The organism is Pseudomonas paraversuta (assembly GCF_904063065.1).
Taxonomy (GTDB): Bacteria; Pseudomonadota; Gammaproteobacteria; order Pseudomonadales; family Pseudomonadaceae; genus Aquipseudomonas; species Aquipseudomonas paraversuta.
In genome coordinates, this window is record NZ_CAJFCL010000007.1 from 245,682 (window position 1) to 260,024 (window position 14,343).

The 14,343-nt window shown below is 57.5% G+C and carries 15 protein-coding genes; 4 read left to right on the plus strand and 11 right to left on the minus strand.

The features are described from left to right. Positions 1 to 151 precede the first annotated feature (151 nt). Positions 152 to 667, plus strand: a complete 516-nt coding sequence (locus tag JQ845_RS16155; protein WP_236010218.1) for a GspH/FimT family pseudopilin — start codon at positions 152 to 154, stop codon at positions 665 to 667. Here JQ845_RS16155 and ispH read toward each other — a convergent pair. The 6 genes from ispH to murJ form a co-directional block, all read right to left on the minus strand. Continuing rightward, positions 664 to 1,611 carry a 4-hydroxy-3-methylbut-2-enyl diphosphate reductase gene (gene ispH, locus JQ845_RS16160; protein ID WP_003443885.1) on the minus strand — a complete coding sequence of 316 codons (948 nt, stop codon included), beginning with the start codon at positions 1,609 to 1,611 and terminating at the stop codon, positions 664 to 666. The two genes, JQ845_RS16155 and ispH, sit on opposite strands and share 4 nt — an antisense overlap. Positions 1,612 to 1,676: 65 nt before the next feature. Then, positions 1,677 to 2,114: an FKBP-type peptidyl-prolyl cis-trans isomerase gene (gene fkpB, locus JQ845_RS16165; protein ID WP_003443888.1), complete on the minus strand. Its 438-nt coding sequence runs from the start codon at positions 2,112 to 2,114 to the stop codon at positions 1,677 to 1,679. After that, the gene (lspA, locus tag JQ845_RS16170) at positions 2,107 to 2,622 is read right to left on the minus strand and encodes a signal peptidase II (protein ID WP_003443891.1); all 516 of its coding nucleotides are present in this window, start codon (positions 2,620 to 2,622) and stop codon (positions 2,107 to 2,109) included. Before lspA ends, fkpB begins: the two co-directional genes overlap by 8 nt. Beyond that, positions 2,615 to 5,446: an isoleucine--tRNA ligase gene (gene ileS / locus JQ845_RS16175; RefSeq protein ID WP_203009257.1), complete on the minus strand. Its 2,832-nt coding sequence runs from the start codon at positions 5,444 to 5,446 to the stop codon at positions 2,615 to 2,617. Before ileS ends, lspA begins: the two co-directional genes overlap by 8 nt. Continuing rightward, complete coding sequence (gene ribF, locus JQ845_RS16180; RefSeq protein WP_161719091.1) at positions 5,443 to 6,393, minus strand: bifunctional riboflavin kinase/FAD synthetase; 951 nt, start codon at positions 6,391 to 6,393, stop codon at positions 5,443 to 5,445. The genes ileS and ribF overlap by 4 nt, the downstream gene beginning before the upstream one ends. A 118-nt stretch (positions 6,394 to 6,511) precedes the next feature. Beyond that, positions 6,512 to 8,050: a murein biosynthesis integral membrane protein MurJ gene (gene murJ / locus JQ845_RS16185; protein WP_003443899.1), complete on the minus strand. Its 1,539-nt coding sequence runs from the start codon at positions 8,048 to 8,050 to the stop codon at positions 6,512 to 6,514. 250 nt (positions 8,051 to 8,300) lie between these two features. Here murJ and rpsT point away from each other — a divergent pair, with 250 nt between their 5' ends. Then, positions 8,301 to 8,579 (plus strand): 30S ribosomal protein S20, encoded by a 279-nt coding sequence (rpsT, locus tag JQ845_RS16190; protein ID WP_003443902.1) that lies wholly within the window; start codon positions 8,301 to 8,303, stop codon positions 8,577 to 8,579. A gap of 237 nt (positions 8,580 to 8,816) precedes the next feature. On the opposite strand, the gene JQ845_RS16195 is transcribed toward rpsT, so the two are convergent. The 5 genes from JQ845_RS16195 to rplU all read right to left on the minus strand — a co-directional run bounded on the left by JQ845_RS16195 (position 8,817) and on the right by rplU (position 12,583). Then, a complete protein-coding gene (locus tag JQ845_RS16195; protein ID WP_203009258.1) occupies positions 8,817 to 9,278 on the minus strand; it encodes a CreA family protein in 462 nt (153 codons plus the stop codon). Between the two features lie 14 nt (positions 9,279 to 9,292). Further along, positions 9,293 to 10,411: a glutamate 5-kinase gene (gene proB, locus JQ845_RS16200; protein ID WP_003443907.1), complete on the minus strand. Its 1,119-nt coding sequence runs from the start codon at positions 10,409 to 10,411 to the stop codon at positions 9,293 to 9,295. A 123-nt stretch (positions 10,412 to 10,534) separates the two neighbouring features. After that, a complete protein-coding gene (gene cgtA / locus JQ845_RS16205) occupies positions 10,535 to 11,761 on the minus strand; it encodes an Obg family GTPase CgtA (protein ID WP_003443910.1) in 1,227 nt (408 codons plus the stop codon). Positions 11,762 to 11,958: 197 nt separating this feature from the next. Next, complete coding sequence (rpmA, locus tag JQ845_RS16210; RefSeq protein WP_003443913.1) at positions 11,959 to 12,234, minus strand: 50S ribosomal protein L27; 276 nt, start codon at positions 12,232 to 12,234, stop codon at positions 11,959 to 11,961. 34 nt (positions 12,235 to 12,268) lie between these two features. Further along, on the minus strand, positions 12,269 to 12,583 hold the full coding sequence (gene rplU / locus JQ845_RS16215; protein ID WP_003443915.1) for a 50S ribosomal protein L21: 315 nt from the start codon (positions 12,581 to 12,583) through the stop codon (positions 12,269 to 12,271). Positions 12,584 to 12,824: 241 nt separating this feature from the next. Here rplU and JQ845_RS16220 point away from each other — a divergent pair, with 241 nt between their 5' ends. Further along, complete coding sequence (locus tag JQ845_RS16220) at positions 12,825 to 13,793, plus strand: polyprenyl synthetase family protein (RefSeq protein ID WP_003443918.1); 969 nt, start codon at positions 12,825 to 12,827, stop codon at positions 13,791 to 13,793. Positions 13,794 to 13,970: 177 nt separating this feature from the next. Beyond that, on the plus strand, positions 13,971 to 14,312 hold the full coding sequence (locus JQ845_RS16225) for a zinc ribbon domain-containing protein YjdM (RefSeq protein WP_003443921.1): 342 nt from the start codon (positions 13,971 to 13,973) through the stop codon (positions 14,310 to 14,312). Positions 14,313 to 14,343 lie beyond the last annotated feature (31 nt).

The window sequence follows — 14,343 nt, forward strand, 5'->3', positions numbered from 1 at the left end:
TAAGACGCGCGAGGACAGTTCGTCTGATCAAGTACGCCATGGGACAGGCAATACAGCTTAAACATGATGAAACCGTTGCCCGGCCAGGTCGTCTTTTTTCTGATCTATACATCAAAGGGCGCAAGGATTGCGCATGGTCACGGAGGACATCATGAAGCAACGAGGCATGAGCCTGATCCAACTGTCATTCACGCTGTTGATCGTTGCGCTGACCGCCCAGTTCGCGAGCCCGGTCTACAACACACTTATAGAACAGCAACGGCGCCTGGGCATGGCGGAGCAACTGGCCGGCAGCCTGCGCAATGCCCGCAGCGAGGCGCTGGTACGCCATCAATACGTGATCGTACAGGCACAGGAACAAGACTGGAGCCGAGGCTGGAAGACCATTCTGGATCTGAGCGGCCAGGGCCATCTCGATCCGGACAATCCGGTGCTGGCCGAGAGGCAAGGCAGCTTTCAGGTACCGATTGCCGGTAATACGCCCGTTAAGAGCTACGTCCGGTTCAACCCGCTGGGTGAACCTTTGCTGATCGGCGGAGCGTTTCAGGCCGGGACGTTGCATGTTTGCCAGGCACAGACAGCCCTGAGTCACTATCAAGTGGTACTGGCAAAAAGTGGGCGTATCAGCTTGCGCCGCAATCAGGCGGCGCAAGATTTATGCGCTTAAAGCAGCGAGCGAACGCGCAGCTCTTTAGGCATGGAGAATGTAATGTTCTCTTCGCGACCGGCCAATTCATCGGCACCCGTTGCGCCCCAGGCATGCAATTGGCGTATCACGCCGCGAACCAGCACTTCAGGCGCCGAAGCACCCGCCGTGATACCAATCGACTCGACCCCTTCAAACCAGCTTTGCTGCAGGTCTTCGGCACCATCAATCAGGTACGCCGGGGTTGCCATGCGCTCGGCCAACTCACGCAGACGGTTGGAGTTGGAGCTGTTGGGGCTGCCCACCACCAACACCACATCACACTCGTCAGCCAGTTGCTTGACGGCGTCCTGGCGGTTTTGCGTGGCGTAGCAGATGTCATTCTTGCGCGGACCGCCAATTGCCGGAAAACGCGCGCGAAGAGCGTCGATCACCCGGCTGGTATCGTCCATCGACAAGGTGGTCTGAGTAACAAACGCCAGTTTTTCCGGGTTGATCACATTCAGGTTGGCGACATCTTTTTCATCTTCGACCAGGTAAATGGCGCCGCCATTCCTGGCATCGTATTGACCCATGGTGCCTTCGACTTCCGGGTGACCGGCATGGCCGATCAGGATGCATTCGCGGCCGTCACGGCTGTAGCGGGCTACTTCGATATGCACCTTGGTAACCAGCGGACAGGTGGCATCGAACACTTTAAGGCCACGGCCTGCAGCCTCGGTACGCACAGCCTGGGAAACACCGTGGGCACTGAAAATGAGGATTACATCGTCCGGCACCTGGTCCAGCTCTTCAACAAAGATTGCGCCACGGGAGCGCAGGTCTTCGACGACAAATTTGTTGTGCACCACTTCGTGGCGAACATAGATAGGCGGACCGAATACTTCCAGAGCGCGATTGACGATTTCAATCGCCCGGTCCACCCCGGCGCAGAAGCCACGGGGGTTGGCGAGTTTGATATGCATGCTGGGCCTCGTGGGACGCGCAGAAAAATAATGCCAATCAGGCCCGGCTTGCGCCGGGCACTGAATTACAGCGCTTTTACGTCTTTGATTTCCACGTCGAACGTCAGGGTCTTGCCTGACAACGGGTGGTTGAAATCGATAGTCACTTGCTCATCGTCAAAAACTTTGACCACACCCGGAAGCTCGGTGTTGGCCGCGTCGTTGAAGATCACCAGCAAGCCTTCCGACAACTCCATGTCCTTGAACTGCGAACGTGGAATTATCTGCACATTTTGCGGGTTTGGCTGGCCAAAGGCGTTTTCCGGAAGGATCTCCAGAGTGCGTTTGTCACCGGCCTTGAAGCCGAACAGAGCGGCTTCAAAACCTGGCAACAGGCTGCCATCACCGACCTTGAAAGTGGCAGGCGACTTGTCGAACGTGCTGTCGACGGTGTCGCCATTTTCAAGACGCAAAGCGAAATGCAGGGTGACTTCTGTGTTCTGGCCAATACGTTGCTCAGTCATGAGCTGACTCTCCGGACTTCTTACTTTTGAACATATCCAGTGCCAGCATTACTGCTCCGACACAAATCGCACTGTCTGCGACATTGAACGCAGGGAACAGTCGATGTTCCCAATGCACCAGAATGAAATCGATCACATGCCCGTAGGCGATGCGGTCATACAGGTTGCCCAGCGCACCGCCCAGGATCAGTGCAAGCCCGATGGCCAGCCAGGTGTCGTTACGTCCAAGACGCTTGAGCCACACCAGCAGGACCCCACTGACGACCACGGCAATCAGGGCAAACAGCCAACGCTGCCAGCCGGAGCTGTCAGCCAGAAAGCTGAAGGCAGCACCCGAGTTATAGGCCAGGGTCCAGCTGAAGAAATCGGGGATCACCACGATTCGCTGATACATCTGCAGGGCGCCATCGAAGTAGGTCTTGCTGGCCTGGTCAATGACCAGGACCAGCAACGTCAACCAGAGCCAGCCCAGGCGCCCGAAGCGCCCGGCATTGCTGGTATTAGGCATAGTGACGTACCTCGCCGGCGCCGCTGATGTTGTCGACACAACGACCGCAGATTTCCGGATGCTCCGGATTCACACCGACGTCTTCGCGGCAATGCCAGCAACGGGCGCACTTGGCGTGTGCTGACTTGACCACTTTGAGCTTGAGGCCCGCGACTTCGGTGACTACTGCATCCGCCGGTGCCTGGACAAACGGCGCAACGCTGGCGGTAGAGGTGATCAGTACGAAACGCAGTTCGTTGCTCAACATGGACAGGTCTGCAGCCAGATCATCTTCGGCAAACAGGGTAACTTCCGCCTGCAGGTTGCCGCCAATGGCCTTGGCCGCGCGCAGGTTTTCCATTTCTTTGTTGACTGCAACCTTGACCGCCATGATTCGCTCCCAGTAGGCGCGATCCATCTCGGTGCCTTCCGGCATCTCGCTCAGGCCTTCGTACCAGGTATTGAGCATCACCGATTCGTTGCGCTCGCCCGGCAGGTATTGCCACAGCTCGTCAGCAGTGAACGACAGGATCGGCGCGATCCAGCGCACCAGCGCTTCGCTGATATGGAACAGCGCGGTCTGGCACGAACGACGGGCCTTGCTGTTGGCGCCAGTGGTGTACTGACGGTCCTTGATGATGTCGAGGTAGAAGCCGCCCAGCTCTTGCACGCAGAAGTTGTGCACCTTGGAGTACACGTTCCAGAAACGGTATTCGCCGTAATGCAGCTCCAGCTCGCGCTGCAGCAGCAGTGCGCGGTCAACCGCCCAACGGTCCAGGGCCAGCATTTCTTCGGCCGGCAGGATATCGGTAGCCGGGTTGAAGCCGCTCAGGTTCGAGAGCAGGAAGCGAGCGGTGTTGCGGATACGCCGGTAGGCGTCCGCACTGCGCTGCAGGATCTGGTCAGAAACCGCGATTTCCCCCGAGTAGTCAGTCGAAGCAACCCACAGACGCATGATGTCTGCACCCAGGGTGTCGTTGACCTTTTGCGGTGCAATCACGTTGCCCAGGGACTTGGACATTTTGCGCCCGGCCTCATCCACGGTGAAACCGTGGGTCAGCAGTTCGCGGTACGGCGCGTGGTTGTCGATGGCGCAACCGGTCAGCAGCGACGAGTGGAACCAGCCACGATGCTGATCGGAACCTTCAAGATAGAGGTCGGCACGCGGACCTGTCTCGTGGCCCATAGGGTGCGAGCCGCGCAGAACATGCCAGTGCGTGGTGCCCGAATCGAACCAGACGTCCAGAGTATCGCTGATCTTGTCGTACAGCGGCGCTTCGTCGCCCAGCAGCTCGGCAGCATCCATCTTGAACCAGGCTTCAATGCCTTCGACTTCGACGCGCTTGGCCACTTCTTCCATCATTTCGACGGTACGCGGGTGCAGCTCGCCGCTTTCCTTGTTCAGGAAGAACGGTATTGGCACGCCCCAGTTGCGCTGACGCGAGATGCACCAGTCCGGACGGTTGGCGATCATCGAATGCAGGCGGGCCTGGCCCCAGGCCGGAACGAACTGGGTGTCTTCGATGGCCTTGATCGCACGGGTGCGCAAGGCGTCGCCGACAACCGGCTCCTTGTCCATACCGATAAACCACTGCGCGGTAGCGCGGTAGATCAGCGGCGTTTTGTGGCGCCAGCAGTGCATGTAGCTGTGGCTGATGGTTTCAGTGAACATCAGCGAACCGACTTCGATCAGCTTGTCGATGATGTTCTGGTTGGCCTTCCAGATGAACTGGCCACCAAAGAATTCCAGCGACGGTACGTAAACGCCGTTGCTTTGAACCGGGTTGATAATCTCATCGTTGACCATGCCATAGGCTTTGCAGGTCACGAAGTCGTCTACGCCGTAAGCCGGGGCGGAGTGAACCACGCCGGTGCCTGCGCCCAGCTCAACGTACTCGGCCAGATAGACTGGCGACAGACGGTCGTAGAACGGGTGACGGAAGTTGATCAGTTCAAGCGCAGTACCGGTGGTGGTGGCGATGACCGAACCTTGCAGGTTGTAGCGGGCCAGGCTCGACTCGACCAGCTCTTCAGCCAGTACCAGTAACCGGTCGCCCACGTCGACCAGCGCATAGGTGAACTCGGGGTGCACGTTAAGCGCCTGGTTGGCCGGGATGGTCCACGGAGTGGTGGTCCAGATCACGATCGAGGTCGGCTTGCTCAATGTCGCCAGACCAAAGGCCTCGGCCAGCCTGGCTTCATCGGCAATCGGGAATGCAACATCGATGGCCGCGGATTTTTTGTCCTGGTACTCGACTTCCGCTTCAGCCAGGGCCGAACCACAGTCGAAACACCAGTTCACAGGCTTGAGGCCTTTAAACACGAAACCGCCTTTGACGATTTCGGCCAAAGCACGGATTTCACCGGCTTCGTTTTTGAAGTCCATGGTTTTGTACGGGTTGGCAAAATCACCCAGCACACCCAGACGGATGAATTCGGACTTCTGGCCTTCGATCTGCTCGGTGGCATAGGCACGGCAAAGCTCGCGGGTTTTATCCGGGCTCAGGTTTTTACCGTGGGTCACTTCCACCTTGTGCTCGATCGGCAGTCCGTGACAGTCCCAGCCCGGCACGTACGGCGCATCGAAACCCGACAGGGTTTTCGAGCGGATGATCATGTCCTTCAGAATCTTGTTCAGCGCATGACCGATGTGAATCGTGCCGTTGGCGTACGGAGGACCGTCGTGAAGTACGAACTTCGGACGATCCTTGCCAATCTCGCGCAACTTCCCGTACAGGCCAATGCTGTCCCAGCGCTGCAAAATTTGCGGTTCGCGCTGTGGCAGGCCGGCCTTCATTGGGAAGGCTGTGTCCGGAAGGTTTAGCGTGGCTTTGTAGTCGGTCATTTCAGGCTCTTTTTAAGCGGTTGACCCAGCCAATAGGCTCGGGCGGCGGCGACGTCCGCATTGATCGCCGTCTTGAGCGCCTCAAGGGAGGCGAAACGCTGCTCATCACGCAGCTTGTGGTGGAATGCCACGGTCAAACGCCGACCATACAAGTCGCCGGCGTAATCCAACAGATGTACTTCAAGATGGGCGCTGCCATCCCCTGCAACGGTTGGCCTGACGCCAATATTGGCGACGCCCGGCCAGGTTTTCCCGTCGATTTCAACGCTCACCAGATAAACCCCGGTCAACGGAACGCGACGACGCTTGAGCTGGATATTGGCAGTCGGCGTACCCAGCTGGCGCGCCAGCTTCTGCCCGTGCAATACCCTGCCAGCAATTTGAAACGGACGGCCCAGCAAGCGCTCTGCGAGACCGAAGTCAGCACCGGCCAGGGCATCACGCACCTTGGTGCTGCTGATACGTACACCATCAAGTTCAACGGTTTGCGCCGCTTCGACGGTAAAGTTTTGCATGACACCCGCTTGTTGCAGGAAATCAAAGTCGCCGACCCGGTCACAGCCAAAACGGAAGTCGTCACCGACCTCCAGGTGCTGTACACCCAGACCGTCGACAAGAATCGTGTCGACAAACTCGGCAGCACTGAGTTCGCACAGACGTTGATTGAACGCCAGGCACAGCACCCGATCTACCCCGGCGTCAGCCAATAGCTGCAGCTTGTCGCGCAGCCGGGCCAGACGCGCCGGAGCGGTCTCAGGGGCAAAAAATTCGCGCGGCTGCGGCTCAAAAATCACCACGCAGCTGGGCACGCCCAACTCCAGTGCACGTTCACGCAGCCGCTCCAGGATAGCCTGGTGACCACGGTGTACACCGTCAAAGTTGCCAATAGTGGCGACACAGCCCCGATGTTGGGGCCGCAGATTGTGAAGGCCTCGAACCAGCTGCATAACGCGCTTCTTGCTCATAAAGTGGCCGATTATAACCACACCCAGCCCTGTACGACAGGCAACAGCGCAAGGCAAATCAGGTCAAATCGACAAAATAGACGTCTGACCTGCAATTACCTCACACAAGAGACTTGCGGGCGAAATCTTTCAAACGCAAGCCCAGCAGCAATAACATGCCGAAATAAACCAGTACACCCGCAACCACCAACCCGCCCAAACGCATGAAGCGCTCCAGCATATGGCCCTGGTCCCAGGCCGGCATCAGTTGCATCAGCCCCAACAGAACAGCGCACATCACGGCCACGGCCAGCACCAGCTTGAACAGGTATTTGCCCCAGCCCGGCTGAGCGACAAACAACTTCTGTTTGCGTATCTGCCAAAACAGCAAGCCGGCATTGATACAGGCACCGACACTGATCGCCAGCGCCAGGCCTGCATGCTGCAACGGCACGATAAATACCAGATTGAGCAATTGCGTGATGACCAGAGTGAATACTGCGATTTTTACCGGCGTGCGTATGTTCTGCTGGGCGTAGAACCCCGGCGCCAGGACTTTGATCAAAATAATCCCGAGCAGTCCGAACGAGTAGGCAATCAGGGCACGCTGGGTCATGGCCGAGTCCAGTGCAGTGAACTGGCCGTATTGAAACAGCGACACGGTCAACGGCTCTGCGAGGATGGCCAGCGCCAGGGAACATGGCAATACCAGCACAAAGCACAGGCGCAGCCCCCAATCGAGGATTCGCGAATACTCATGGCGATCCTTGTTGGCGTAGGTTTTTGACAGCGTCGGCAACAGAATCGTACCCAGCGCCACACCCAGCACGCCAGACGGCAACTCCATCAAACGGTCTGCGTAGTACATCCAGGACACCGATCCGGCGACCAGAAAGGAGGCAAAAATCGTGTTGATAATCAGCGAAATCTGACTGACCGAGACCCCCAGAATGGCCGGCAGCATCTGCTTCATGACCCTCCACACCCCGGTATCCCGCAGGTTGAGCCGCGGAAGCACCAGCATGCCGATTTTCTTCAGGTGCGGTAGCTGAAATAACAGCTGGGCTAAACCGCCGACCAGTACCGCCCACCCCAGGGCCATGACCGGCGGATCGAAGTATGGCGTCAGAAACAGGGCAAAAATAATCATGCTGACGTTAAGCAAAGTCGGCACGAAGGCCGGCACCGAAAACCGGTTCCAGGTATTGAGGATCGCCCCTGCCAGCGATGACAACGAGATCAGCAATATATAAGGGAACGTAACCCGCAACATATCGGAAGTGAGCTCGAACTTTTCCGGGGTGGTGGCAAAACCCGGCGCCGTAGCCCAGATCACCCAAGGCGCGGCGATCATCCCCAAAATGGTCACGATCGCCAGTACCAATGTCAGCAGTCCGGCCACGTAAGCAACAAATGTACGTGTCGCCTCCTCGCCTTGCTGACTTTTGTATTCGGCCAGAATCGGCACAAAGGCTTGGGAAAAAGCCCCCTCGGCGAAGATCCTGCGCAGCAGATTGGGCAATTTGAAGGCAATAAAGAACGCATCCGTGGCCATTCCGGCACCAAAGGTGCGCGCAATAATGGTGTCACGAACAAAGCCCAGAACCCTTGAAATCATTGTGATAGAGCTGACGGCCGCTAACGATTTGAGCAAATTCATTGAAAGAGTTTTTGCCTATAGAGAAAGAGCAGGCGAACAAAGCGCCCACTTATGCGATACTGCGCGCCGCAACAGCACAGAGCCAAGCTCGCGAGTTTACAGGTCAAGCGCCGGAAATAAATCTCCCGTCTCCCTCGATCCACCACTCAGCGGATCGTATCAATCGCCCTTGACAAGAGTTGTCGTCATCGGCATGATTCGCGGCCTATTTTGTTTGTTATTTCCCAAAAGTCTTTCGAGGAGCTCGACGGTGGCCAACACACCTTCCGCCAAAAAACGTGCAAAACAGGCTGAGAAGCGTCGCAGCCACAACGCCAGCCTGCGTTCCATGGTTCGTACCTACATCAAGAATGTAGTTAAGGCCATCGACGCAAAAGACGCTGCTAAAGCGCAAGCTGCTTATGTTCTGGCTGTCCCTGTTATCGACCGTATGGCCGATAAAGGCATCATCCACAAGAACAAAGCTGCTCGCCATAAGAGCCGCCTGAATGGCCACGTCAAGGCACTGAACCTTGCGACAGCCGCTTAAGCGATAAGCTTTTTAAAAAACCGACCTCCGGGTCGGTTTTTTATCGCCTGCGCTTTATGCCAGAGCGACCCGGCCTGCAGGAGCTGCGCGAGACTGCGATCGAGCGCACAGCGCCCGCAAGATATACGGCTGCTGCGTTCGTCAGCACCTACAGAACCACCACAGCCCCAGCATTGCGCAGGCACAAAAAAAGCCGCGAAAGGCTTTACCCCGTCGCAGCTTTTTTATTGAGAGCCGTTACTCGTGCGGCCACGGCAAAATCGGGATCGCCGTCACCGCATTCTGCGGACTGCCTTCGATCAGGCGGTCGCTATACACCAGGTAAACCAGTGTATTGCGCTTTTTGTCGAGGAATCGCACCACCTGCATGGTCTTGAATACCAGCGATGTACGCTCCTTGAATACCTCCTCACCATCCTTCAAGTCACCCTTGAAGCTGATAGCGCCCGTCTGACGACACGCAATGGAGGCCTCGGCACGATCCTCGGCCAGCCCCAGCCCACCCTTCATGCCGCCGGTCTTGGCACGCGACAGATAGCAGGTAACCCCGTCAACCTTGGGATCATCGAAAGCCTCGACCACAATCCGGTCATTGGGCCCGACAAACTTGAACACCGTCGACACCGTGCCGATTTCTTCGGCAGAAGCCAGCAACGGCATCGCCAACATCACCCCCAACAAACCGCTAATCAAGCGCATGCCACACCTCAAAATCAGACCAGGATCAGATTATCGCGATGAACCAGTTCAGGTTCCGCCATATACCCCAACAAACCGACAATCGCATCTGACGACTGTCCGATTATTTTCTGCGCTTCGCCCGCACTGTAGTTGGCCAGACCACGGGCAATCTCTCGACCGTCCGCCGCCACGCACACCACCATTTCGCCGCGACGGAAGCCGCCCTGCACCGCTTTGACACCCACAGGGAGCAAGCTTTTATTACCCTGGGACAACGCAGACACAGCGCCATCATCCAGCACCAGCGTGCCACGGGTCTGCAGATGCCCGGCCAGCCACTGCTTGCGCGCAGCCAGCATGCCGCGCTCTGGAGACAGCAATGTACCCAGGCGCTCCCCAGCCTTCAGGCGGTCTAGCACCCGCTCCAGACGACCGCCGACGATAATGGTGTGCGCCCCGGAACGGGCCGCCAGACGCGCCGCCCGCAACTTGGTCTGCATGCCGCCACGCCCCAGCGCACCGCCCGTACCGCCCGCCACGGCATCCAGCGCCGGATCATCGGCACGCGCCTCGTAGATCATTTTGGCATCCGGGTTGTTGCGTGGATCCGCATCAAACATGCCATCACGATCCGTCAGAATGACCAGCAGATCAGCCTCGACCAGATTGGCCACCAGCGCCGCCAGCGTATCGTTATCACCAAAGCGGATTTCATCGGTAACCACGGTGTCGTTTTCATTGATGACCGGGATCACACCCAGCTCGACCAACGCGCGCAACGTACTGCGGGCATTCAGGTAACGCTTGCGGTCAGACAGGTCATCATGGGTCAGGAGAATTTGCGCGGTGTGCCGGGAATGCTCGGCGAAGCTCGACTCCCAGGCCTGCACCAACCCCATCTGACCAATGGCCGCAGCCGCCTGCAGCTCATGCATCGCACTGGGTCGGACTGTCCAGCCGAGGCGACTCATCCCGGCCGCTACCGCACCGGAAGATACCAGCACCAGCTCCACGCCTGCCTCGTGCAGGGCCACCATTTGCTCGACCCAGACGCCCATCGCCGCGCGATCCAGACCCTTGCCATCCGCTGTCAGCAATGCGCTGCCGATCTTTACGACCCAACGCCGCGCACCCGTCACCTTGCTCCGCATCATCATCCAACCTATGCCTGAGAGCAGCACGACCGAGCGCTGCCCATGGAATTATTTTGATTACCGTTTCGTAGATGCCAAAACGCCGCTCGATTGAGCGGCGCTTCAGTTTACTGCAAGGAATCAGTCGCGGACGTAAATGATTTCCGGACCATCTTCATCATCAACATCTTCTTCGTCCCAGTCATCTTCACCGATGTCGTGGACGCTCTTCACGCCGCTGCGGCGCAGGGCACGCTGATCATCCAGCGCCTGCAACTGGGCACGCGCCTCATCTTCGATGCGCTGATCAAGCTCACTCAACTCAGCCTTGTAGGCAGGGTCATTGGCCAGACGATCGGCACGATCTTCGAGATAACGCATGATGTCGTGGCAAAGCTTCTCGGTGCCAATCTTGGCAATGGCCGAGATCACATACACCGGACCGGTCCACTCAAGGCGATCCACAACTTCCTTGACCCGCGCATCGTGCTCTTCTTCAGGCAACGAATCGCACTTGTTCAGCACCAGCCAGCGATCACGCTCAGCCAGCGACGGGCTGAACTTGGTCAGCTCGTTGACGATGACTTCAGCAGTATCTGCAGCGCTGTCGGTGCCTTCAACTGGCGCCATGTCCACAAGGTGCAGCAACAAACGCGTACGCGCCAAGTGCTTGAGGAAGCGAATCCCCAGGCCGGCACCGTCGGAAGCACCTTCGATCAGACCGGGAATATCCGCGATCACGAAGCTCTTCCAGCGATCGACACTGACTACGCCCAGGTTTGGCACCAGGGTGGTGAACGGATAATCCGCCACTTTAGGCTTGGCTGCAGATACCGAACGGATAAAGGTACTTTTGCCCGCATTCGGCAAGCCCAGCAAACCGACATCAGCCAGTACTTTCAATTCCAGTTTCAGGTCGCGCTGCTCACCCGGCTTGCCCGGAGTGGTCTGGCGCGGAGCCCGGTTGGTACTGGATTTGAAACGGGTGTTACCCAGACCGTGCCAGCCGCCATGCACAACCAGCAAACGCTGGCCGGCCTTGGTCAGGTCGCCGATGATTTCCTGGGTGCCTGCGTCAATCACGGTCGTACCGACCGGAACCCGCAGAATCATGTCTTCGCCTTTACGGCCGGTGCAATCGGCGCTACCGCCATTCGAACCGCGCTGAGCGTCAAAGTGACGCGTGTAACGGTAGTCAACCAGGGTGTTGAGGTTTTCGTCAGCGACCATATAGATCGAGCCGCCGTCACCACCATCACCACCGTTCGGACCACCGTTCTCGATGAATTTTTCGCGACGGAAACTCATGCAACCGTTACCACCGTCGCCAGCTTTTACTTTGATCGATACTTCATCAACAAACTTCATAACAAAACGCGCCTCTCGTCATCAGGACGAGCCGATAAAAACCAAGACATAAGACTCTTGCAAAAATGAGCGCAGCGACCTCAATCAACGACCGTTAAATCCAGCGCCGGCAGCCCATACAAACAGTTTTGCAAGAGACTCACCCCACAAACGAAAAAGCCCCGTCGCAAGACAGGGCTCTTCCAGCTACCAAGCTTTTACGCCGCGACGACTGCAGTCTTCGGAACGATGCTTACATAGCGACGACCGAAGGCGCCCTTAACCTGGAACTTGATCACGCCTTCCACTTTCGCGAACAGGGTGTGATCTTTACCCATACCAACGCCGTAGCCAGCGTGGAATTGAGTGCCGCGCTGACGCACGATGATGTTGCCCGGGATGATAGCCTGGCCGCCATACATCTTCACGCCAAGGCGTTTGGCTTCTGAGTCGCGACCGTTACGGGTACTACCACCAGCTTTTTTGTGTGCCATGAGTCAATTCTCCTAGTGAGGAATTAGGCTGAAATTAAGCCTGAATACCGGTGATTTTGATCTCGGTGTACCACTGGCGGTGGCCCATACGCTTCATGTGGTGCTTACGACGACGGAACTTGATGATGCGGATCTTGTCGTGACGACCTTGGGAAATCACTTCAGCAACAACAGTGGCGCCAGGAACAACTGGAGCGCCGATGTTAACGTCGTCGCCATTGGCGACCAACAGAACGCGATCAAAAGTTACGGATTCGCCAGTGGCGATTTCCAGTTTCTCGATCTTCAGGTATTCACCTGGTGCTACTTTGTATTGCTTGCCACCAGTAACGATTACTGCGTACGACATGGTATTTCTCCGATAATCCTGCTCACCCAGCTCTTTATAGGTAAAGGTATTGGCTGGCATGGCTGCATGGGGCTGGAACGGCCCAAGTGCAATTGCGTAAGGCAGGTGCTGCCCAGGAAGTTCAGGGTGCGCGATTGTACGCAAGCCACGTCAGGGTTGCAAGGGGCCGCCCATCACGCCTTGACAGGCCCAGCCCCCCGACCTAGCATGCCGCGCAACCCTTCTGGAGCAACTGTCGCTGATGCAACCCCAAGCTTTCTACCGCGCGGTGGCGGACGATTTTAGCGCCGTCGACGACATCATCAAGAAGCAGCTGACTTCACGCGTCCCGCTGGTCTCAAAAATCGGCGACTACATCACTTCGGCCGGCGGCAAACGCCTTCGTCCTTTATTAGTGTTGTTGTGCGGCAAGGCCCTGGGCCGCGAAGGCGACGACTTGCGCTTGCTGGCCGCGACCATTGAGTTCCTGCACACCGCGACCCTGCTCCACGACGATGTTGTGGACATGTCCGGCATGCGCCGCGGCCGCAAGACCGCCAATGCAACCTGGGGCAATGCCCCAAGCGTACTGGTCGGCGACTTCCTGTACTCGCGCTCCTTCGAAATGATGGTCGAGCTGGGCTCGATGCCAGTGATGAAAATCCTGTCGCAAGCCACCCGCATCATTGCCGAAGGCGAAGTCCTGCAACTGTCCAAAGTGCGCGACGCCAGCACCACCGAAGAAACCTACATGGAAGTGATTCGCGGCAAAACCGCGATGCTGTTCGAGGCCTCGACCCACAGCGCTGCGGCCCTGGCCGGTGCCACGCCTGAACAGAGCGAAGCATTGCGTACCTTTGGCGATCACCTGGGCGTGGCGTTCCAGCTGGTAGACGACTTGCTCGACTACCGTGGCGATGCCGAAACCCTGGGCAAAAACGTGGGCGACGATCTGGCAGAGGGCAAACCGACCTTGCCACTGATCTACACCATGCGCGAAGGCACGGCCGAACAGGCCGCTCTGGTTCGTAAAGCGATTCAAAAAGGTGGCATTGAAGACCTGGAGAGCATTCGCGTTGCCGTGGAGGAGTCCGGCTCACTGGAATACACCGCACAACTGGCGCGTGATTATGTAGCCCGTGCAATTGCCTGCCTTGAAAGCCTGCCGCCCAGCGAATACCGCGACGCACTGGTTGAGCTGAGCGAGTTCGCGGTCGCCCGCACGCACTAAACCTTGTGGGAGCTGGTTTGCCAGCGATGCATACACCTCGAGCCATCAGTGATGGCAAGGTGATGCAATCGCTGGCAAGCCCGCTCCCACAGGTTCGTCACATCCCTAACCACCGCGCACCAACAAAACCCTATATAATGCGTGCCTTTTAGCCATCCGGACTCTTAAGGAGCTTTAGTGAGCACGTTGCCACCCTGCCCAAAATGCAATTCCGAATACACCTACGAAGACGGCGTCCAGCTGATCTGCCCGGAATGCGCCCATGAGTGGTCCGCCAGCGGCGACGCCGAAGAAGCCAGCGATGTAAAAGTCTACAAAGACTCCGCAGGCACTGTCCTGACCGACGGCGACACCATCACCGTGATCAAGGACCTGAAAATCAAGGGTACTTCCCTGGTGGTCAAGGTCGGCACCAAGGTCAAAAACATCCGCCTGTGCGATGGCGACCATGATATCGACTGCAAAATCGACGGTATCGGCCCGATGAAACTCAAGTCAGAGTTCGTGCGCAAGGTCTGATCCTGCTGTATTCCTTCCTGCGTTCCGCGCA